Raw genomic sequence first — 19614 nt, forward strand, 5'->3', positions numbered from 1 at the left:
CCGCCGGGGCGATCGCCTGTCGCTTCATGCCGTCTTTGCTCTGGCAGCCTTCGCTCGCTTGGGCGCCGCCGTCTTCTTCGGCGCGTTCTTCTTTAGCTTGGCGTGATTGTAAACAATCGCGGCGCGGACGAGATTCTTCAGCGCGCGCTCGTTGATCTCGTCGCCCTCGAGAATGTCGATCGCGCGTCTGGCGTTGCCTTCGCCAGCATTAAAGAGCTTGTCGGGATCCGGCAGATGGGCCCCATAGGCAAACGTAACCTTCACCTTGCCTTTGTGGGCGTTGGCGATGGCGATCATTCCGTCGCGAGACCACAGCGGAGTTCCCATCCACTTCCATTCCTCGATTATCTCGCCGTCGGTCTCAAGGATGAGCTTGCGGATGCCGGCAATGGTCTTGCCACGCCAATCCGCAAGCTCTGCAATCATCCGGTCAATCCGTTCCGATGGATTCATTGGATCCTGGTCCCGTCTCGTGTAGCCACCACAAGCCTGTGGCGACCACATTATTGGACGGGACGCAAGCGACAAGAGGTGGCGTACGGTCTGACGGTTACCCTGTCGAGATTTTCCGCCGCGGCGTCAGGCCGCGCGCAACATCACGTCGATGGCGCCCTTGACGATCGCTTCCAATTCCCGACGCGGAACACCGGCGCGGGCACGGATCGCAATGGTGTGGATGGTGGCGGATGCGAGTTGCGACAGCACAATCGGGTCGGCGCTCTCGGCAAGCTCGCCTGTCTCCCTGGCCTTTCGGAAGCAGGACGCAAAGGCCTTGTCGAGCTCGCCAAAACCGTCCAGCACCATCGCGCGGATCTCTGGATCAAACACCGCTTCGGATGCCGCTGTCATCACGGTGAAGCAGCCGCGGGGGCTTTCGCCACCAAGATAGATATCGAGCGCGGCCGCGTAGATGCGTTCCAGCCGTTTACGGATCGGGATTTCGTCGCGGAACAGATTGATCATCCGGGTGCGCGCGTCATCGCGGTAGCGCTGGTAGCTCTTGATGTAGAGCTCGCGCTTGTCGCCGAAGGCGCCATAGAGGCTCGGCCGGTTCATGCCGGTCGCAGCGCTGAGGTCATCGAGTGAGGTCGCCGCAAAGCCGTCCTTGCGGAACAGGTCGAGCGCCTTGCCTAGCGCGACATCGGGCTGATAGGCGCGCGGCCGGCCCCGGCGCTTGGGCGCCACAGGCTCGATCTTGGGTGCCGCGGCTTCCGGCGGACCGGCTCTCTTACTTTTTTGTACCATTTCGCAAATAATTCCTTGACCGTCGATATATTATGCGAGACAGTATAAAAATCAATCCCGGCTCACTTTGCGTGGGCAACTGCTTTAGGAGGCACCCCGATGGACCTTTATTTCTCGCCGCTCGCCTGCTCGATGGCGACCCGAATCGCATTCTACGAGGCCGGCGAAGCCGCGAACTATCTCGAGGTTGATCCCAAGACCAAGGTGGTGCGGAACGACGGCTCGGATTTCCGACACGTGAACCCGCTTGGCCTGGTGCCGACGCTGCGCACTGACAACGGCACCGTGCTGACGGAGAACGCGGCGATCCTGCAATATGTTGCTGACCGCTTCCCCAAGGCCGGTCTCGGCACCACTTCCGCCATCGAGCGCAGCCGGCTGCACCAATGGCTTTGCTTCATCGGGACAGAGCTGCACAAGGGTTTGTTCGTTCCGCTCCTGGACAAGAAGGCGGGACCGGAAGTGAAGAGCTACGTGCTGGAGAAGAACCTGTCGCGGCTCGACTACCTCGAGAATTATCTGAAAGGCCGCGAATACCTGCTCGACCATTTCAGCGTGGCGGATGCCTATCTCGTCACCGTCATCAACTGGACCATGGCGACGCCGCCGGTGGAGCTTGCGAAATGGCCGGCCGTGAAGGCCTATTACGAGCGGCTGCGCACACGGCCGAGCATCGCGAAGGCGCTTGCGGAGGAGTTCGAGCTCTACAAGGCCGAGATCGCGCGTCACAAGGCGGCGGCGTGAGCGCCGTGCGCATGGTCGTCCCCGCCAAAAGCGGGGACGGCTGATCTTGGAATGCCGCCGCCGCGATGTTACTTCGGCAAGACCAGCGCTCAGCTCTGAGCGCGCTCTTGCAGTGCCGCGACGCTCCATGTCACGCATTACGATCATCGAAACAGGACTTGTCAGCAAGCGAGACCGCACGCGCTACGGCTCCTTCCCCGAGATGTTCGAACGCATGATCCGCGCGGAAGATGCGTCAATCGATTTCGACATCGTCAGCATCGTCAACGGCCAGCCGCTTCCGAATCCTGATACTTTGCAGGCGGTCCTCATTACGGGCTCCGCGGCGGGCGTTTACGACAAGCTCGACTGGATCGCGCCGCTCGAGGAGTTCGTACGCAACGCCTATGCGAGCCAAATCCCGACGGTCGGCGTCTGCTTTGGCCATCAGCTGATGGCGCAGGCCCTCGGCGGCACCGTGCGGAAGTCTGAAAAGGGCTGGGGCATCGGACGACACATCTACAACATTGCGCCTGGCAACGGTGTCATCGACGGCAAGCAAATCGCCATCGCCGCCTCCCATCAGGATCAGGTGATCGAGCCGCCGCCTGGGGCGCGGACGATCCTGTCCTCCGCTTTCACCGAACATGCCGGACTGCTCTACGGCAACGGCGCGGCGCTGTCGGTGCAGCCGCATCCGGAGTTTGACACCGCCTTTGCCTATGTGTGCTGCGGGCTGCGCGACGGCCACGCGCCCGATGCCGTTGTTGCGCAGGCGAAGGCGTCGCTCGCAGAGCCGGTCGACAATGCCGCGCTCGGCGGCGCGATCACCCGCTTTCTGACCCGCGGGCCACGTGCCTAGAACGGCTTCTCGCTCAGCCCCGCCACGTCGGCCGGCCGCGGGCCGGGCGCGGGCCAATGAAAGCGTCGGTCCTTCCCGGCGATCCTCACATCGTTGATGCTGGCTTCGCGCCGGCGCATCAGGCCGCGCTCGTCGAACTCCCATTGCTCGTTGCCGTAGGAGCGATACCACTGGCCATCAGCATCATGCCACTCATACTGAAAGCGCACTGCGATGCGGTTGCCGTCGAAGGCCCAGAGATCCTTGATCAGGCGATAGTCGCGCTCGGTGGACCATTTGCGCTTGAGGAAGGCGACGATCGCCGCGCGCCCTTCGAAGAACTCCGAGCGATTGCGCCAACGGCTGTCTTCGGTATAGGCGAGCGCAACGCGCTCGGGATCGCGAGAATTCCAGGCGTCTTCCGCCATGCGGGCTTTCTGAATGGCAGTCTCTTTCGTGAACGGCGGCAGCGGCGGACGTGACATGGCGGGGCCTCGGACTTGAAGGGATACGCACTCTACCGCCGCAACACTGCAAGTCGATGGCCGATCACCTATCGGGCGATAGCTAGATCAGATCGGCCTTCATCAGCGCGCGGATCGATTTCGGGATCGGCTGCGCCCCGCCCTCACTGATGAAGGCGACGCGCACCTGGGCCTTCACAAGCACGTCGTCGCCGCGCCGCACCTCCTGCCCCAGCACGATGGAGGCGCCCTTCACCGCGAGTGGCCAGGTCACGACCTCGAGCATGTCGTCCATCCGCGCAGGTTTCAGGAAATCGAGCGTCATCGAGCGCACCACAAAAGCAAAGCCCGGCGTCTCCGTCTCGGCTTCTGCGAACAGCGCGTGCTGCTCGGCGCCCATCAATCTGAGATGATTGGTGCGCCCGCGCTCCATGAAGCGCAGATAGTTGGCGTGATAGACGATGCCGGAGAAATCCGTGTCCTCGTAATAGACGCGGATCAGCATGTGATGACGGCCGTCACGGATCTCGCCGTCGATGATGGGATTGGTCACTCGTGGCCCCCGATTGTCCCAGGTACCGTTTTGCGCAAAACTATTGCCCGCGCAAGCGGGACTACGACACCGACGGTCCCACGCCCAACGTCCCATCCACGATTTCCGGCGGGACCACTTAGACGTACGCTGCGGCTTCTACTCCCTGACATCAGCAGCAAGCGATAGCGAACGGGCCACCGCGAGCAATCGTTTGTCACGCGTCCAGATCGCTGTCTCCGGGGTCAGCGCTGTCGCCGCCAGCAGATGGGCATCGACATATCCGATGCCTGAACCCGGCAATTTTCGCTCGGCGATGAATTTCAAGATTTCGCCATCGCTGGCGACAGCAACTTTTGGCAGGGCATTCAAGTCATCGACCATTTTGGTGACCTTCACATTTCCAAGCAACAGCTCGCCAACCACGAAGGGGTGCATGGCAACTTCGCCGCGATCAAGACGTTGGGCCAACTGCCTGTCGCCACCGCGAAGATGATCTATCCAGATCGAAGTATCGACCAGGATCATCGTTTGAAGCGGCGGCGGGGCGGCGCTTTGGCATCCGGCATGCTGCCGCCCAGTCGCGCAAGGCGGCGCGCGGCTTCACGCTCGATCAGCGCTTTCAGGGCCTCCCGAATGAGAGCGGACTTTTCGTGCAAGCTGGTCAACTGCTCTGCCCGAGCCAGCAATTCATCGTCGAGGGTGATTGTCGTCCGCATGGCATATCTCCGCCGCATCAAATATAGCACCACTTGATGCGGATTTCCATGCCCGCCGCACTCCGTGCGGTGCCTCAGGACAAAGCCGGCCCGACTCCCAGCGTCACTTCCACGATTTCCGGCGGCACACCCAGGCGAAACGGCATGATGCTGCAGCCGAGGCCGCCGGAGACGATCACGTCGCAATTGACCCTGGCGTGACCGTAGGCGAGCCGATTGCCGTAGCGCGACGGCACGACCGGCGACCATCCGAACAGCCGCACCTGGCCGCCATGAGTATGACCCGACAGCTGCAGCGCGACGCGCTTCGGCACGCGCATGGCGATGTCCGGTTCGTGCGCGAGCAGGATCACCGGCGCATCGTCGGTGACTTTCGCAAGCGTCGCGTCGAGGTCGTCGACGCCCATCCGGCGCCGGGTGCCGAGCCGCCACGCCCGCACGAAAGCGATCTGGTCGCCAAGCCCGGCCAGCCAGAAGGCATGACCATTCCTGGTCAGACGCGTCACGTCGTTTTCGTAAACGGGAATGCCCACGGCCTCCAGCGCCCGCCGCGCGACGGTCTTGCCCGTTCCTTCCCGCTGCACCTTCGGGTCGGACCAATAGTCGTGGTTGCCGAGGATCGCATGGACGCCGAGCGGTGCCTTTAGCTGCGCGATGACCGACGCCCATTCCGACGCGGGCATTGGCTCAGTCACGTAGCGGAGCCCCGCCACGTAGTCGCCGAGCATGACGATGACATCGGCATTGAGCGCATTGGTGCGTTCGACAATGGTTTCGACGTGCGCAGGCGACATCCAGGGATCGCAGGCGTGAAGATCGGCAATGACGGCGACCTTGAGCTCAAATCCCGTTGGCCATTTCGGCGGCGTGAGGCGATAGCGGGCGACGCGAAGCCGCAAGAGCGGCTCGACGCCGACACCATAGGCGGCGGTGGACGTGGAGAAGGTGCCGAGGCCGGCGAGGAATTTCAGGAACTTGCGACGTGAGATCATGAAGGCAGGCGGCTTACGATGCCTGTCTTTCCTGGATTTGGATTGCAGCGGAATTCGGGTGCGTTCGTGCAGCCCTTCAGCAGGCCGCGTTAACCTTTAGTCATCCTCGCCATCGCCGAACAGACCGAACTGCGCGGGATCGCGCGCGGGTTCCGCGACGCCGAGATGGCGGAAGGCATGCGAGGTGAGCAAGCGCCCGCGCGGCGTGCGCTGCAGATAGCCGCATTGGATCAGGAACGGCTCGATGATGTCCTCGATCGCATCGCGCGGCTCCGACAACGCGGCGGCAAGCGTCTCCACGCCGACCGGCCCGCCGCCATAGTTCACGGCAATCGTCGTGAGATAGCGCCGGTCCATGGCGTCGAGGCCGGCGGCATCGACTTCGAGCGCGCTCAGCGCGTGATCGGCGATCCTGCGGTCGATCTGTTCGGCATTTGCCGCGGAAGCAAAATCGCGCACGCGGCGAAGCAGTCGCCCCGCAATGCGCGGCGTGCCGCGGGCGCGGCGGGCGATCTCGTTGGCGCCATCTTCCGTCATGCCGATCTTGAGCACGCGAGCGCCGCGACTCACGATCTTCTCGAGTTCCTCCTCGGTGTAGAAATTAAGCCGCACCGGAATGCCGAAGCGATCGCGCAGCGGATTGGTGAGGAGGCCCGCGCGCGTGGTGGCGCCGACGAGCGTGAATTTTGCCAGCTCGATCTTGACCGAGCGCGCCGCAGGTCCTTCCCCGATGATGAGGTCGAGCTGGAAATCCTCCATCGCAGGATAGAGCACCTCCTCAACCGCGGGACTGAGGCGATGGATCTCGTCGATGAACAGCACATCGCGCTCTTCGAGATTGGTGAGGAGGGCGGCGAGATCGCCGGCCTTGGCGATCACAGGCCCGGACGTCGCGCGAAAACCGACGCCGAGCTCGCGCGCCACGATTTGCGCGAGCGTGGTCTTGCCGAGACCCGGAGGACCGACGAACAGCACGTGGTCGAGCGCCTCGCCGCGCTTGCGCGCCGCCTCGATGAACACAGAGAGGTTCGCGCGCGCTTGCGCCTGGCCGACGAACTCCGACAGCATCTGCGGACGCAGCGCGGTGTCGCCGGTGTCCTCGTTCCGCCTCTCGGGCGTGACGATGCGCGAGGGTGTGTTCACTCGTTGCCCCGCTTGTATTTGTTCGGCAAGAGTTCGCCGATCCTGGCGACCTTCGGCTCCTTGCCGTGGTTGGGAACGATGACGCGCGCCTTGGCGTCATAATCGTGGATCAGCTCGCGGCAGATGCCACAGGGAGAGACCACCGCGATCTTGCCAGGCTCGCCGGGCTTGGGATGGCGCACAGCAACGATGGTCTCGATACCATGATCGCCGGTCTCGGTGATGGCCCGGCCGATGGCGATCGCCTCCGCACAGACCGCAATGCGGCCGATATAGGCGTCGATGTTCACGCCGGTGACGATGCGGCCGTCGCGGGTGCGCAAGGCAGCGCCGACTTCCTGCCAGTCGTTGCGATAACGCTCGCTGATCGCATGGGTGGCGGCTGCGATCAGTTCCTTGTCTTTCTTGCTCAGCATGCTGGGGAGTGCATTCTTTCGTCGATCGGTAGTACGACGGATATAGTCTATTTCGACAATTCCTTCAGGCCCAGCCGGATTAATTGTGCTGTCTCGGCATGTTCGCCGGCGCTGCGCGAGGCAGAGGCGATCGCGGCTGCCGCTTGGGGCTGGCCATAGCCGAGATTGACCAGAGCCGAAATGGCGTCGGTCACCGGGCGTGGCGCGCGCTGATCGTCGATCGCGCCGGAGAGGTTGACCACGGCCGGATCGACGTTGGCGAAAGCGGGCGCCTTGTCTTTCAATTCCGTGACAATGCGCTCGGCAACCTTCGGGCCGACGCCCGGCGTGCGCGACACCGTGGCCTTGTCGCGCAGCGCGATGGCGTTCGCGAGCTCGGCCGGCGGCAGCGTGCCGAGCACTGCGAGGGCCACCTTGGCGCCGACGCCCTGCACCGTCTGCAACAGGCGAAACCATTCGCGCTCGATGTCGCTCTTGAAGCCGAACAGTTTTATCTGATCTTCGCGCACATAGGTCTCGATCGAGAGCACCGCAGCCCCGCCCGGTGAGGGCAGGGCCTGCAGCGTGCGCGCCGAGCAATGCACCTGATAACCGACGCCGCCAACGTCAAGGATGACAAAATCCTCGCCATAGGAATCGATCAGGCCCTTGAGCTTGCCGATCATAGGCCGACCGCCTTCAGTCGCAGCGTCGCGCTACCGCGATGATGCGCGTGCGTGATCGCAATCGCGAGCGCGTCCGCCGCGTCGGCGGAAGCCGGCTCAGCTTTGGGAAGAAGGATCTTCAGCATCACCGCAATCTGGCTCTTTTGGGCATGGCCCGCGCCGACCACGGTTTTCTTCACCTGGTTCGGCGCATATTCGGACACTGCGATGCCGAACATTGCGGGCGCCAGCATGGCAACGCCGCGCGCCTGCCCGAGCTTCAGCGTGGCGACCCCGTCCTTGTTGACGAAGGTCTGCTCGACGGCGGCTTCCGCCGGCTTGAAATCGCGCAGCACGGCAGCAAGGCCGTCATGAATGGCCAATAGCCGGCTTGCGAGCGGCAGGCCATCCGGCGGCTCGACCGAGCCACAACCGATAAAGGAAAGGCGGTTGCCGTCGCTCTCGATCACGCCCCAACCAGTGCGGCGGAGCCCCGGATCAATGCCGAGGATGCGAAGGGGGGCGCGAATCGCTTGCGGTGCCATGCCACAGTGATAGCGGCTCGGCGCTATGGGCGAAACAGAAACAGAACGCTTTACCCCAGCTCGTCAGCCGACCATCTTCGCCATCAGTGCGTCCGACACCTCGAAATTGGCGAACACGTTCTGCACGTCGTCGTGCTCGTTGAGCAGGTCGATCAGTTTCAGCAGCTTCTCGCCGGTGTCGTCGTCGACGGCGACCGTGGTCTGCGGCTTCCAGGTCAGGGCAGCTTTGCGCGGCTCGCCGAATTTCGCTTCCAGCGCCTTCGCCACCTCGCGGAAGCCCTCCTGCGAGGCATAGATCTCGTGACCGCTCTCGCCGGAGATCACGTCGTCGGCGCCGGCCTCGATCGCAGCGTCGAGCATGGCGTCGTCGGAGGCGACGCTGCGGTCGTATTCGATGATGCCGGTGCGATCGAACATAAAAGACACCGAACCGGTTTCTCCCAGATTGCCGCCCGCTTTGGTGAAGTAGGAGCGGATGTCGGAGGCAGCGCGGTTGCGGTTATCGGTCAGCGCCTCGATGATCACGGCGACCCCGCCCGGGCCATAGCCCTCGTAACGGATTTCGTCGTAGTTTTCGCCCTCGCCGCCGATCGCCTTTTTGATGGCGCGCTCGATATTGTCCTTCGGCATGTTCTCCTGGCGCGCCGCGACCACGGCGGCCCGCAGCCGCGGGTTCATGGCGGGATCCGGGGTTCCCAGCTTCGCCGAGACCGTAATTTCCCGGGCCAGCTTGCCGAACAGCTTCGACTTCTGGGCATCCTGCCGGCCCTTGCGGTGCATGATGTTCTTGAATTGGGAATGGCCGGCCATGCAGGTATCTCGTTAGGGAATCGATGATGTAGGGCGAAAAGCGCGGCCTTATAGGCTCAAGGGCCGCCAAAATCAAAGATTTGGGCACCCCCGGAATATAAACCGGTACTGCCGCCTACCGGAATATGAGGCAATCGTTAACCCTCACTTCACAGCTAAGTGCAAGGATAACGTTCGCAACTCCCGCTTGCCCGTTAGAGACATCATGGCGTTCGGCTTATTCAGAAATCGAGTGCCGGAGCCGGCTGCGCTTGTTCCCGAAGCAAAGGCGCCCCAGCAGGCATCGGCCGGCCTTGCGGCCGGGCAGAATCAGCGTTCCTATCTGATCCAGAGCTATGCGCGCGACATCGGCGGCGGCAACACCGTGATGATGCGCGAAACCAATGTGCCGATCCGCGTGCGCGGCCGGCCTTGGGGTGGGTTCCGCACGGCGTATAAACTATGACGATGACTCTCGAAGCTTCCAAATTGAATTCCGCCCCCTCGGCGAGCGAGCGGCTCGTCGATCAACTCTCCAACCGCATCGGCGGCCTCGGCGTCGAGCTCGCCGACGTCGCCGGCAATGTGCAGGAGGTGGCGCAACGCGTCACGGCGCAGTCGGAGCGGTTCGGCCATCTGCAGAAGACGGCGGAGACCATGGTCTCCGCCAACCACGACATCGCCGGCGCCTCGAAAGCGGTGCAGACGGCGTCTTCGGCGGCCGTCGAGGAGATCACCCAGTCGCGCACCGCGGTGGAGACCGCAGTCGGCCACATCGCGCAACTCATCGAAGCGGTCGGCCGCATCGAAAGCCGGCTCGGCGCGGTCTCGTCCGCGCTGTCGCAGGTCGCGCAGGTGTCGACGTCGATCGAAGCGATCGCCAAGCAGACCAACCTGCTCGCGCTCAACGCCACCATCGAGGCCGCGCGCGCCGGCAATGCGGGCCGCGGCTTTGCGGTGGTCGCAGCCGAAGTGAAGAACCTCGCGGAAGCGACGCGGCAGGCGACAAAGCAGATCGGCGACACCGTGCGCGGCCTCGACGGCCAGCTCGGCTCGCTCATCGGCGAGAGCGGAGAGGCATCCGTGCGCGCCAAGAATGCCGGCGAAGGTGCTGCGCAAATCCAGGGCATCATCAGCCGCGTGCAGGACGGCTTTGCCAGGGTCGGCCACGAGATCGACGGCGTAGCGAAGGCCGCGACCTCCAACCTCGCCCATTGCGACGAGGTGATCGAGGAGCTCACCAACCTCGCCAAGGGCGTCGATCTGTCCTCGAGCGATCTCAAGCATGCCGACGAGCGCGTCGCCAAGCTGCTTGAAACATCCGAGGGTCTGATCGCGATGATCGCCGACTCCGGCGTGGAGACCTCCGACGCGCCGCTGATCCGCGTCGTGGTCGAGACCGCCAGGCGCATCTCGCAGACGTTTGAGGCGGCGATCGACCGCGGCGAAATCCGGCTCGATCAGTTGATGGACGAGAACTACCGCGAGATCCCCGGCACCAGTCCCAAGCAATATATGACGAACTACGTGGAGTTCACCGATCGCGTGCTCCCCGCCATCCAGGATCCGATCCAGAAGTCCGATCCGCGCATCGTGTTCTGCGTGGCCTGGGCCAAGGGCGGCTATCTGCCGACGCACAATCCGAACTACCGCAAGCCGCAGGGCAAGGACCCGGTGTGGAACAGTGCCAACTGCCGCAACCGCCGGCTGTTTAACGACCGCGCGGTGAAGAAGGTCGCGGCCAACACCAAGCCGTTTCTGGTGCAGACCTACCGGCGCGACATGGGCGGCGGCAATTTCGTGCTGATGAAGGATTTGTCCTCGCCGATCTTCATCCGCGGCCGCCACTGGGGCGCGTTCCGGATGGGATTCAGGGAGAAGTGATCCTTCGTCATTCCGGGGCGCTCGCATCAGCGAGCGAGCCCGGAATCTCGCTCCGCAATTTCCAGATTCCGGGTTCGCGCTTCGCGCGCCCCGGAATGACGGCTAGGCCCCCCAAAATCCCGGCAGTGCGGGCTCCAGCCGGCCGCCGATGCGCACGGGCGCGATCTTGCGAGCGAGCCCCGTCGCATCATCGGTCTCGACCGCGACCCCGCTCAGCGTCGCAGCGCCCATCGCCGGCTCGAAGCGGCTCGAGGGGATACCCGACGTGAAGCGGCGCAGCGGCTCCTCCTTCTGCATGCCGATGATGGAGTCGTAATCGCCGGTCATGCCGGCATCGGTCATGTAGGCGGTGCCGCCGGAGAGGATCTGGTGATCGGCGGTCGGCACATGGGTGTGGGTGCCGACGACGAGGCTCGCGCGGCCGTCGCAGAAAAAGCCGATGCCTTGTTTTTCGCTGGTCGCCTCGCAATGAAAATCGACCACGATCGCGTCGCACGCCACATGCAACGGACAGGCCTCGAGCTCGCGCGCAACGGTGGCGAAGGGATCGTCGAACGGCGTCATGAAGACGCGGCCCATGGCGTTGACGACGAGCGCGCGCTTGCCGGTCTTGGTCTCGATCAACGCCGCGCCCCGCCCCGGCGTCCCCTTCGGGAAATTCGCGGGCCGCACCAGCCGCGGCGCGCGTTCGATGAAGACCAGCGCCTCGCGCTGATCCCAGGCATGGTTGCCGAGCGTGATGGCATCGGCGCCGGCGTCGATCAGCTCCTGATAGATCGTCTCCGTGATGCCGAAGCCGCCGGCGGAATTCTCGCCGTTGACGACGACGAGATCGAGCGACCAGCCCCGGATAAGGCCGGGCAGATGCTCGTTCACCGCAGCGCGCCCCGCCCTGCCCACGACGTCACCGACAAACAGAATTCGCAACGCTAACCGCTCCGGAAATCGAACACCCGCTTTTCCGTTAGCACATAATCGAGCGGCACGTCGTGCGACAAGGCCGGAACGGAAGCGATTTCCTGCGCCGCGAAGGCAAGCCCGACGCCGATGATGGGCTTGTGCCTTCTCAGGTGCGCAAAGGTGTAGTCGTAATGGCCGGCGCCGTAGCCGATGCGATGGCCGGCGGCATCGAAGGCGGCGAGCGGCACCAGCATGATGTCGGGCAACATTTCGGCTGCCGCCGGCGACGGCTCGGGAATGCCGAGCATGCCGAGCGTAAGCCGGTCGCCGACGTTGTAGCTGCGGAAGATCAGCGATTTGCCGCGCGCGGTCACCGTCGGCAGCGCAAGCCGCGCGCCCTGTTTCGCAAGCTTCTCCATCAACGGCAAGGGATCGATCTCGTTTCGGATCGGCGAATAGCCGGAGATGATGAGGCCTTCGGTAATCGCGAACGGCAGGCCGCGTTTGGCGAGCGCGTTCGCCGCGGCATTGCGCTGCTTCTCGCTCAGCTTCTCGCGCTTGGCGAGCGCTGCGCTGCGCAGCTCGGCTTTCGACGGGATTGCTGACATGCGCCGTATGTCTCCTGCCGCCCGCACGCGGCGGGCGATGCCATTTTCCAGAACCGGGGTGAACCGCTCGGCCGAGCGGTGTACTGGACTGACGCGGACAACAAGCAAGGCAAAGTGCGAAGCCGCGAACGCCGTTGAAGCACTCGATCCCGGAGTTCCCTACGAAAGTAGGTGGGCACCATATGTCCGGGTCCACGGACCCGGCCAGGGACAGTTCCCTAAAGGATCGATAAGGCCCCGGGGATATATGGCTCCTGACGCGCGGCGCAGCCTCGCAGAACGCAATGTAGCAATGATGCGGGCGGACCGCCAGCGGCGGGGCGGGTAGTCCCCGCTCTCATGCGCCGGATGCGGGTAACTCGTAGCCCGCATGGCGCTCTCCGATCTACGGCGGACGGGCGGCTCATCCGGGCTAATCTCGGATTCGAATTTCAAATAGCCGATCTCTCCCGTCATTGCGAGCGAAGCGCGGCGATCCGTACTGCGTCCGCGGAGATAGTCTGGGTTGCTTCCGCCTTCGCTGCTACGGCGGACACACGTCGTCGCGGTGCCTGTCGTCGGGCCGCGCGCCGGCGCGCTACGGAATGACGAGAGTCTGTCGCGCGTGCGATGGTGAGGCGCTTCTTAAAGTCTCAGCAGCCCTGATTGGATTTGGCAGAGGGATTCTTCGCCTGCTCCGCGGCGGTCGGTTGTCCCTGCATCTGGCGCTGGGTGTCCTGCGAGGACGTTGCGGTGTTACCGACGGCCTTGTTCATCGAGGCGGTCGGCGGATGCTGCTTGTCCGGCGCCTTGCCGGTGGTTTGCCCGGCATAGCCGGGAACGTTTCCGGCTCCTGCGTCCCTGCTCGCCGTATTGGTGCTGCAGGGACCCGCAGAGGCCGCACTGAGGCTGAACATCAGGACGGTGCCTGCAACCGCGAATTTGCGAACGGTCATCATGAGCTCTCTCCTCCATCTGCGAAAGTCGGCCATCGTCTTGCCGGCGCCTCGCCAATCGGAGCCAACCCGGGGAACAACCGTTCCGTTCCTCGTTCGTTGAGTTCGGAGGGTGGGATAGCCCAAGGGGTCCGCGCAAGGCGCGTCCCGATCATAGGCTGCGGCATAACCCACTGTTTTGTCGCCAGGAAATCGGCGGGTTATGCTTTCGCTAACCCATCCTGTTATCTCACGTTTTATTTCGGCGGCCGCAGGCCGGACGAGTTGAGCCACTCCGTGAGATGAGATGTGGTCTCGGCGTGTCTTGCTCTCAACAAAAGTTCGTCGCGCTCCCGGCACGGCGGCAGCGCCTCGGCGCGTTCACGGTCCGCTTGCGCCTGAACGCGAAGCCTCTCTTCCAACGGTACAGTCTGCTTGACTCGTCGCCTGTGCATGACACGCTCCTGATGGTCGAGTGAGCGGGAGCGCAACCTGGCGTTCTCATCACCGGCAATTGTCTAAAAGGATCCTATGGTACTGGAGGAAGCATACGCCGCGCGCGGCATCGGCGCGATTACATAAATCAACGTGCTGGACAATAGACCCGCTGCTCTCGTTAAGTTGCATAAGACGCCGAAAAAGCGGGATTTTACAACAAGCATCGTCTCAAAGCGGCACCCCGACACGATCGAGCGGGCGCAATGCCATGGCCTCAATCGCCCGGCGCAGATCGCTTGTGACGCTATGACGCAGCGCGCGGCGCAAGCCGTCGCTTCTCAAGCGTCGGCAATCGCACGGCGCGCCCACCGGGCTTTGCCCCGCGCCGTCCCTTGAGCCGCTCCTCGATGGTGGGCAGATGCGCAATGCCGCCGAGAAGCTGCCACTCGCGCACCAGCGCGCTCATCCTGGCGCGCATCGCCATCAGGCGGAGCGCGGCCTGCGTGCAGTCCTGGTCGTGATTGACCTGGTGACGGATCACGCCCTCGGCGCGCAGCATGTCCGCGCGCAAGACGTTCATCTCCTTACGAATTTGGTTCAGCCGGTTGTCCATCAAAGCCTCCTGAAGAGGAATGGGACCATAAGTACAAACCGTGAACAAATAGTCAAGCCCGATCTTGGTCCGGATGGTTAGCAAATCGTTACCGCGATCCTTCGAATGCGCGGTTTCGGGCGAGGCGGACCTTAAAATTTTAGCGGTATGGTTGGGCGCATAAGCACAAACGAGCTGGGGGGCTCATATGGACGTCTTGGGGATCGAAGTCTTGGGGATTTTTGGATTCGTTTTCGCAGCAACGGCGGTCGGCGTGCTGGTGTACGAGCACGAAATGGACGTGCTGCATGGGCCATATATCGAAGGCCGCAAAGCGCCGCGCATCGTCGCAGCAATGTTCGATCCAGTGCGGCCGCTCGTCGAGGCCGTGATGGCGCGGATCAACTGGCGCGCGCGGAACGTGGTGTATCTGGCGGCGATGGCGTGAGGGGTTGCACCCCTGCCTGCGCAGCGTTCGTCTTCTCGAAATAAAGGAAATAAGAAGAAAACGGCGGCCCAACCGGGCGTCCAACTATCCGCATTGATCGCGGTGTTCACCGCAACAGATAGATCCCTATAATTCCAATTAACCTTCACCCTTAGTTCGTCCACCAACACGTTGATAACGACACCGAGCCTGCGCGAGTCGTCACTCAACAAGCTCACTCGACACCGTGGAGCGAGCTTTGCAAACTCGGCAAAATATTGAGGCGGCGGACCGTTCCATTACGCCGTTACTTAGCAGGTGACCTGCATGAGCGACAGAGACATGCGAGTGATCGCGCTAGCTGCTCAGGTTCGTCATGCCCGGCCTTGTGCCGGGCATCCACGTCTTAGCGTCATCGGCAAGAAAGACGTGGATGGCCGGGACAAGGGCATGACGACGCAGTTTCAGTTGTGCAAGCTAAACGATTTCTTCCACGCGACATGCATGAAGCGATCGAACGCTAGCCGCCCCCTACCCGATCGCCACCCCGCCCCCGATCGTCCGGTTCAGCACCTGCGTCGTGCGCTCGATCCTTTCCGCGGCGGCGTTGAGCGCGTTCGCAACTGCTGTCTGCGTCTGCCGCGCGCGGTCGACGGCGACGGAGCGGACGTCGCGCAAGGTGTTGAGCTCCTGCTCGAGGTTGCGGATGCGCTGCCCCGCATCGAGCAGCTCGTCGCAGACGGTCAGCGCCGCCATCACGGTGAGGCGCTGGTCGCCGATCTCGCCGAATTTTCCGCGCAGCTGCTCCACACGCGACTCCAGGCTCTCGGCGAGCTTCAACAGCCGCACCTCCTGCCCCTCCTCGCAGGCCATGCGGTATTGTCGGCCGTTGATGGTGACGTTGATGTGGCTCATTCCTCCTCGTCCTCTTCTTCGTCATCATCGACGTCTTCGGCGAGCGCGGCCACCAGCTCCGAATGGTCCGAATGATCCTCGCCGTTCTGCGCGGCCTTGGCCGCGTTGCCGAGCACCTCGCGGATGGTGTCGATGGCGTAGTCGAGCTTCTCGGCGATCTCGCGGCTGGTGCGCTCGAGCTTGCGCGACTTGACGAGGCTGATGTCGAGCTCGTCGGCAAGGCGCGAGCGGTCGGCGCCGAGCGCCTGGATGCGGGTTGCCAATTCGTCTTCGTCGCGGTCGGCCTCGCGCCGCCGCTCGACCGCGCGCTCCAGTGCGTCCAAGGCCTGCATCAGCCGCCGCGTCGCAGAGTCGATGTCCGCAAACGGCGGTTCCACTGGCGCTGGATGATTGGCGGGACGATCGTTCATGCGACTGGATACTGGCCCTGGAGAAGCGCTGACGACTCCGTAAAATCCACGGTCCGGCAAGCCCTTATGGCAGGAAGCTTACGTGCGCTGGCCATCCGGCGCAACGCCGGCGCAAAGCTATGCACCGCAAAGCAACTTTTGGGGGAAGGAAGGCGTTGGACAACGGGAACCAAGATGCTATCAGCCCCTTGACGCCGCAAGCGCCCCGTTCCCGCCCGCGTTGCGCACGTGACCAAGCACCTCATTTCAGACGGATTTTCACTCATGACGCAGGTCGACCACACCCGTATGGCCAACGCGATCCGGGGGCTCGCGATGGATGCCGTGGAGAAGGCGAAATCCGGCCATCCAGGCTTGCCGATGGGCGCCGCGGATGTCGCGACCGTCCTGTTCACGCAATTCCTGAAATACGACGCCGGCAATCCTTCCTGGCCCGACCGCGACCGATTCGTGCTCTCGGCCGGTCACGGCTCGATGCTGCTCTATGCGCTGCTCTACCTCACCGGCAATCAAGAGATGACGCTGGACGAGATCAAGCGCTTCCGCCAGGTCGATTCGCTCACCCCGGGCCACCCCGAGAACTTCCGCACCAAGGGAGTCGAGACCACCACCGGCCCGCTCGGCCAGGGCATTTCGACCGCAGTCGGCATGGCGCTCGCGGAGAAGATGCTGGCCGCTGAGTTCGGCAAGAAGATCGTCGATCATCACACCTACGTGCTCGCCTCCGACGGCGACCTGATGGAAGGCGTGTCGCAGGAGGCGATCGCGCTCGCCGGACACTGGCGGCTCAACAAGATGATCGTACTCTATGACGATAACGGCATCTCGATCGACGGCCCGACCTCGATCGCGGACTCGGTCGACCAGATCAAGCGCTTCAAGTCGGCGGGCTGGGCCGCCGACTTGATCGACGGCCAGGACCAGGCCGCGATCGCCGCCGCGATCACGCGGGCGCAGAAATCGAACAAGCCCTCGCTGATCGCCTGCAAGACCACGATCGGCTACGGCGCGCCGAACAAGGCCGGCACCGCGAAGGCGCATGGCGAGGCGCTCGGGGCTGATGAGTTGAAGGCGGCGAAGGAGAAGCTCGGCATCTCGCTGGAGCCGTTCTCGGTGCCGGACGATGTGCTCAAGGCCTGGCGCGAGGTGGGCGCACGCGGCGCTGCCGCGCGACAGGAGTGGGAAGCGCGGCTCGCCGAGATGGGCCCGCGCAAGCGCGCCGAGTTCGAACGCAGGCTCCGCCACGAGCGGCCGGCGTCGCTGGCGAAGGCGTTGCGCGACCACAAGAAGAAGCTGCTCGAAAACCCGCTCAATGTTGCGACCCGCAAATCCTCGGAAGCGGCGATCGATGTCATTGCCGAAGCGATGCCGTTCGAATTCGTCGCGGGCTCGGCAGACCTGACCGGCTCCAACAACAACAAGGCGAAATCGGCAGAGGCTTTCTCCGCCAAGAAGCCGAAGGGCCGCTTCATCCATTACGGCGTCCGCGAGCACGGCATGGCGGCAGCGTTGAACGGCATCTTCCTGCACGGCGGCTTTGCGCCGAACGGCGCGACGTTCCTCGTCTTCACCGACTACGCGCGCCCGGCGATGCGGCTCGCGGCGCTGATGGGCAACGGCGTCGTCTACGTGATGACGCATGACTCGATCGGGCTGGGCGAAGACGGGCCGACGCATCAGCCGGTGGAACATCTCTCGGCGCTGCGGGCGATCCCGAACATGCGCCTGTTCCGGCCGTGCGACGCCATCGAGGCCGCCGAATGCTGGGAGCTTGCGCTCAACCGCAACACCGGCCCGACCGTGCTGGCGCTGACCCGCCAGAACCTGCCACAGCTCCGCACCAACGCACCGGCGGAGAATCCGTGCGCGCAGGGAGCCTATGAGCTGGTTGCCGCCCAGGGCGAGGCGAAGGTTTCTCTGTTCGCCTCGGGCTCAGAGGTCGAGATCGCGGTCTCGACGCAAAAGCAGCTCGCCGAGCGCGGCATCGCGTCGCGGGTGGTGTCGGTGCCTTCGCTCGAGCTCCTGCTCTCGCAGCCGGAGGACAAGCAGAAGGCCATCATCGGCAACGCCCCCCTCAAGGTCGCGATCGAGGCCGCGGTGCGCTGGGGCTGGGACGCCGTGATCGGCCATGACGGCCTGTTCATCGGCATGCATGGTTTTGGCGAAAGCGGCCCGGCCAAGGACCTTTTCAAGCACTTCGGCATTACTGCCGAGGCCGCGGTTAACGCAGTCCTGAAGCGTCTGGGAACCGGTTGAGCTAGGCCCCGAAAAGGGCTAGGACATTGTCATCTTTTCCGTCCCCGCCCGGCCGAACCGGGCGAAACCGCCGTCAGCTTCTCCGCCGGGCGCCGCCTTGTGGGGACGGCTTGGGCATTTGAGAGGAGAAACGCAATGGCAGTCCGGGTTGGTATCAACGGGTTTGGCCGTATCGGCCGCAACATCCTACGCGCCATCGCCGAGTCCGGCCGCAAGGATATCGAAGTGGTCGGCATCAACGACCTCGGACCGGTCGAAACCAACGCGCATCTCCTCCGCTACGATTCGGTGCACGGCCGCTTCCCCGGAACCGTGACGGTCGAGGGCGACTCGATCAGCCTCGGCAACGGCAAGATCAAGGTCTCGGCCGAGCGCGATCCGTCAAAGCTGCCCTGGAAGGCACTCGGCGTCGATATCGCGCTGGAATGCACCGGCATCTTCACCGCCAAGGACAAGGCCTCTGCGCATTTGACTGCCGGCGCCAAGCGCGTGCTGGTCTCCGCGCCCGCCGACGGCGCCGACGCCACCATCGTCTACGGCGTCAACCATGAGACGCTGACCAAGGATCACCTGGTGGTCTCGAACGGCTCCTGCACCACCAACTGCCTTGCCCCGGTCGCCAAGGTGCTCAACGACACCGTCGGCATCGAGACCGGCTTCATGACCACGATCCATGCCTATACCGGTGACCAGCCGACGCTGGATACGCTGCACAAGGACCTCTATCGCGGCCGCGCCGCGGCGATGTCGATGATCCCGACCTCCACCGGTGCGGCGAAGGCAATCGGCCTCGTGCTCCCCGAGTTGAAAGGCAAGCTCGACGGCGTTGCCATCCGCGTGCCGACGCCGAACGTCTCGGTCGTCGACCTCAAGATCGTGGCGAAGCGCGCAACCGACGCCAAGGAAATCAACGAGGCGATGAAGCGCGCCTCCGAGCAGCAGCTCAAGGGCATTCTGGCCTATACCACCGCGCCCAACGTCTCGATCGACTTCAACCACGATCCGCATTCGTCGACCCTCCACATGGACCAGACCAAGGTCATGAACGGCAACCTCGTGCGCGTGATGAGCTGGTACGACAACGAGTGGGGCTTCTCCAACCGCATGGCCGACACCGCGGTGGCGATGGGGAAGGTGATTTAAGGCAAATGTTTTCGTCGTGCCCGGCCTGAAGCGCGAAGCGCGTCTTCGCTTTGGAGTGCCGGGCATCCGCGTCT

At 63.7% G+C, this 19614-nt stretch carries 25 protein-coding genes and 1 other RNA gene; 7 read left to right on the top strand and 19 right to left on the bottom strand.

Annotated elements, in window-relative coordinates; genetic code table 11:
• Nucleotides 1–24: 24 nt before the first annotated feature.
• Both VKR55_RS18195 and VKR55_RS18200 read right to left on the bottom strand, forming a co-directional pair.
• Nucleotides 25–453: a DUF1801 domain-containing protein gene (locus tag VKR55_RS18195; RefSeq protein ID WP_324405509.1), complete on the bottom strand. Its 429-nt coding sequence runs from the start codon at nt 451–453 to the stop codon at nt 25–27.
• Nucleotides 454–579: 126 nt separating this feature from the next.
• Nucleotides 580–1245 carry a TetR/AcrR family transcriptional regulator gene (locus VKR55_RS18200; RefSeq protein ID WP_324405390.1) on the bottom strand — a complete coding sequence of 222 codons (666 nt, stop codon included), beginning with the start codon at nt 1243–1245 and terminating at the stop codon, nt 580–582.
• 99 nt (nt 1246–1344) lie between these two features.
• On the opposite strand from VKR55_RS18200, the gene VKR55_RS18205 reads away from it, so the two are divergent.
• Nucleotides 1345–1989 carry a glutathione binding-like protein gene (locus VKR55_RS18205; protein WP_324405391.1) on the top strand — a complete coding sequence of 215 codons (645 nt, stop codon included), beginning with the start codon at nt 1345–1347 and terminating at the stop codon, nt 1987–1989.
• Nucleotides 1990–2116: 127 nt separating this feature from the next.
• Entirely contained in the window at nt 2117–2830 is a 714-nt protein-coding gene (locus VKR55_RS18210; protein ID WP_324405392.1) for a type 1 glutamine amidotransferase, read from the top strand.
• Here the strand turns inward: VKR55_RS18210 and VKR55_RS18215 are convergent.
• The 10 genes from VKR55_RS18215 to VKR55_RS18260 all read right to left on the bottom strand — a co-directional run bounded on the left by VKR55_RS18215 (nt 2827) and on the right by VKR55_RS18260 (nt 9074).
• Nucleotides 2827–3294, bottom strand: a complete 468-nt coding sequence (locus tag VKR55_RS18215; protein ID WP_324405393.1) for a nuclear transport factor 2 family protein — start codon at nt 3292–3294, stop codon at nt 2827–2829. The genes VKR55_RS18210 and VKR55_RS18215 overlap by 4 nt on opposite strands.
• 82 nt (nt 3295–3376) lie before the next feature.
• Nucleotides 3377–3778 (bottom strand): tol-pal system-associated acyl-CoA thioesterase, encoded by a 402-nt coding sequence (ybgC, locus tag VKR55_RS18220; RefSeq protein WP_414642394.1) that lies wholly within the window; start codon nt 3776–3778, stop codon nt 3377–3379.
• 186 nt (nt 3779–3964) lie between these two features.
• Complete coding sequence (locus VKR55_RS18225; RefSeq protein ID WP_324405398.1) at nt 3965–4333, bottom strand: type II toxin-antitoxin system VapC family toxin; 369 nt, start codon at nt 4331–4333, stop codon at nt 3965–3967.
• The gene (locus VKR55_RS18230) at nt 4330–4524 is read right to left on the bottom strand and encodes a type II toxin-antitoxin system VapB family antitoxin (protein WP_324405401.1); all 195 of its coding nucleotides are present in this window, start codon (nt 4522–4524) and stop codon (nt 4330–4332) included. The genes VKR55_RS18225 and VKR55_RS18230 overlap by 4 nt, the downstream gene beginning before the upstream one ends.
• Nucleotides 4525–4598: 74 nt before the next feature.
• Nucleotides 4599–5516 (bottom strand): metallophosphoesterase, encoded by a 918-nt coding sequence (locus tag VKR55_RS18235; RefSeq protein WP_324405402.1) that lies wholly within the window; start codon nt 5514–5516, stop codon nt 4599–4601.
• A gap of 96 nt (nt 5517–5612) precedes the next feature.
• The gene (gene ruvB / locus VKR55_RS18240) at nt 5613–6659 is read right to left on the bottom strand and encodes a Holliday junction branch migration DNA helicase RuvB (protein ID WP_324405403.1); all 1047 of its coding nucleotides are present in this window, start codon (nt 6657–6659) and stop codon (nt 5613–5615) included.
• Nucleotides 6656–7075 (bottom strand): cytidine deaminase, encoded by a 420-nt coding sequence (locus tag VKR55_RS18245; RefSeq protein WP_324405404.1) that lies wholly within the window; start codon nt 7073–7075, stop codon nt 6656–6658. The genes ruvB and VKR55_RS18245 overlap by 4 nt, the downstream gene beginning before the upstream one ends.
• 47 nt (nt 7076–7122) lie before the next feature.
• A complete protein-coding gene (gene ruvA, locus VKR55_RS18250; protein ID WP_324405405.1) occupies nt 7123–7740 on the bottom strand; it encodes a Holliday junction branch migration protein RuvA in 618 nt (205 codons plus the stop codon).
• Nucleotides 7737–8264: a crossover junction endodeoxyribonuclease RuvC gene (ruvC, locus tag VKR55_RS18255; protein ID WP_324405406.1), complete on the bottom strand. Its 528-nt coding sequence runs from the start codon at nt 8262–8264 to the stop codon at nt 7737–7739. The genes ruvA and ruvC overlap by 4 nt, the downstream gene beginning before the upstream one ends.
• Nucleotides 8265–8327: 63 nt before the next feature.
• The gene (locus tag VKR55_RS18260) at nt 8328–9074 is read right to left on the bottom strand and encodes a YebC/PmpR family DNA-binding transcriptional regulator (protein WP_324405408.1); all 747 of its coding nucleotides are present in this window, start codon (nt 9072–9074) and stop codon (nt 8328–8330) included.
• Between the two features lie 205 nt (nt 9075–9279).
• On the opposite strand from VKR55_RS18260, the gene VKR55_RS18265 reads away from it, so the two are divergent.
• A complete protein-coding gene (locus VKR55_RS18265; protein WP_324405517.1) occupies nt 9280–9519 on the top strand; it encodes a hypothetical protein in 240 nt (79 codons plus the stop codon).
• On the top strand, nt 9516–10937 hold the full coding sequence (locus VKR55_RS18270; protein WP_324405410.1) for a methyl-accepting chemotaxis protein: 1422 nt from the start codon (nt 9516–9518) through the stop codon (nt 10935–10937). The genes VKR55_RS18265 and VKR55_RS18270 overlap by 4 nt, the downstream gene beginning before the upstream one ends.
• A gap of 102 nt (nt 10938–11039) precedes the next feature.
• Here the strand turns inward: VKR55_RS18270 and VKR55_RS18275 are convergent, their stop codons facing one another.
• From VKR55_RS18275 to VKR55_RS18295, 5 genes are all read right to left on the bottom strand, one after another.
• Nucleotides 11040–11864: a TIGR00282 family metallophosphoesterase gene (locus tag VKR55_RS18275; RefSeq protein ID WP_324405411.1), complete on the bottom strand. Its 825-nt coding sequence runs from the start codon at nt 11862–11864 to the stop codon at nt 11040–11042.
• Between the two features lie 2 nt (nt 11865–11866).
• Complete coding sequence (locus VKR55_RS18280) at nt 11867–12445, bottom strand: 5-formyltetrahydrofolate cyclo-ligase (RefSeq protein ID WP_324405412.1); 579 nt, start codon at nt 12443–12445, stop codon at nt 11867–11869.
• Between the two features lie 115 nt (nt 12446–12560).
• Nucleotides 12561–12721: non-coding RNA, 6S RNA (ssrS, locus tag VKR55_RS18285), on the bottom strand.
• Between the two features lie 356 nt (nt 12722–13077).
• Complete coding sequence (locus VKR55_RS18290; protein WP_324405414.1) at nt 13078–13383, bottom strand: hypothetical protein; 306 nt, start codon at nt 13381–13383, stop codon at nt 13078–13080.
• Nucleotides 13384–14101: 718 nt separating this feature from the next.
• Nucleotides 14102–14410: a hypothetical protein gene (locus VKR55_RS18295; RefSeq protein ID WP_324405415.1), complete on the bottom strand. Its 309-nt coding sequence runs from the start codon at nt 14408–14410 to the stop codon at nt 14102–14104.
• A gap of 211 nt (nt 14411–14621) precedes the next feature.
• On the opposite strand from VKR55_RS18295, the gene VKR55_RS18300 reads away from it, so the two are divergent.
• Nucleotides 14622–14837 carry a hypothetical protein gene (locus VKR55_RS18300; protein ID WP_324405417.1) on the top strand — a complete coding sequence of 72 codons (216 nt, stop codon included), beginning with the start codon at nt 14622–14624 and terminating at the stop codon, nt 14835–14837.
• Between the two features lie 510 nt (nt 14838–15347).
• Here the strand turns inward: VKR55_RS18300 and VKR55_RS18305 are convergent.
• Nucleotides 15348–15731 (bottom strand): cell division protein ZapA, encoded by a 384-nt coding sequence (locus VKR55_RS18305; protein ID WP_324405418.1) that lies wholly within the window; start codon nt 15729–15731, stop codon nt 15348–15350.
• Complete coding sequence (locus VKR55_RS18310) at nt 15728–16141, bottom strand: DUF4164 domain-containing protein (protein ID WP_324405419.1); 414 nt, start codon at nt 16139–16141, stop codon at nt 15728–15730. The genes VKR55_RS18305 and VKR55_RS18310 overlap by 4 nt, the downstream gene beginning before the upstream one ends.
• 264 nt (nt 16142–16405) lie before the next feature.
• On the opposite strand from VKR55_RS18310, the gene tkt reads away from it, so the two are divergent.
• Entirely contained in the window at nt 16406–18397 is a 1992-nt protein-coding gene (gene tkt / locus VKR55_RS18315; RefSeq protein ID WP_324405420.1) for a transketolase, read from the top strand.
• A gap of 135 nt (nt 18398–18532) precedes the next feature.
• Complete coding sequence (gene gap, locus VKR55_RS18320) at nt 18533–19540, top strand: type I glyceraldehyde-3-phosphate dehydrogenase (RefSeq protein WP_324405421.1); 1008 nt, start codon at nt 18533–18535, stop codon at nt 19538–19540.
• Nucleotides 19541–19614: the final 74 nt, after the last annotated feature.

This window comes from Bradyrhizobium sp. (genome assembly GCF_035309285.1).
Lineage (GTDB): Bacteria > Pseudomonadota > Alphaproteobacteria > Rhizobiales > Xanthobacteraceae > Bradyrhizobium.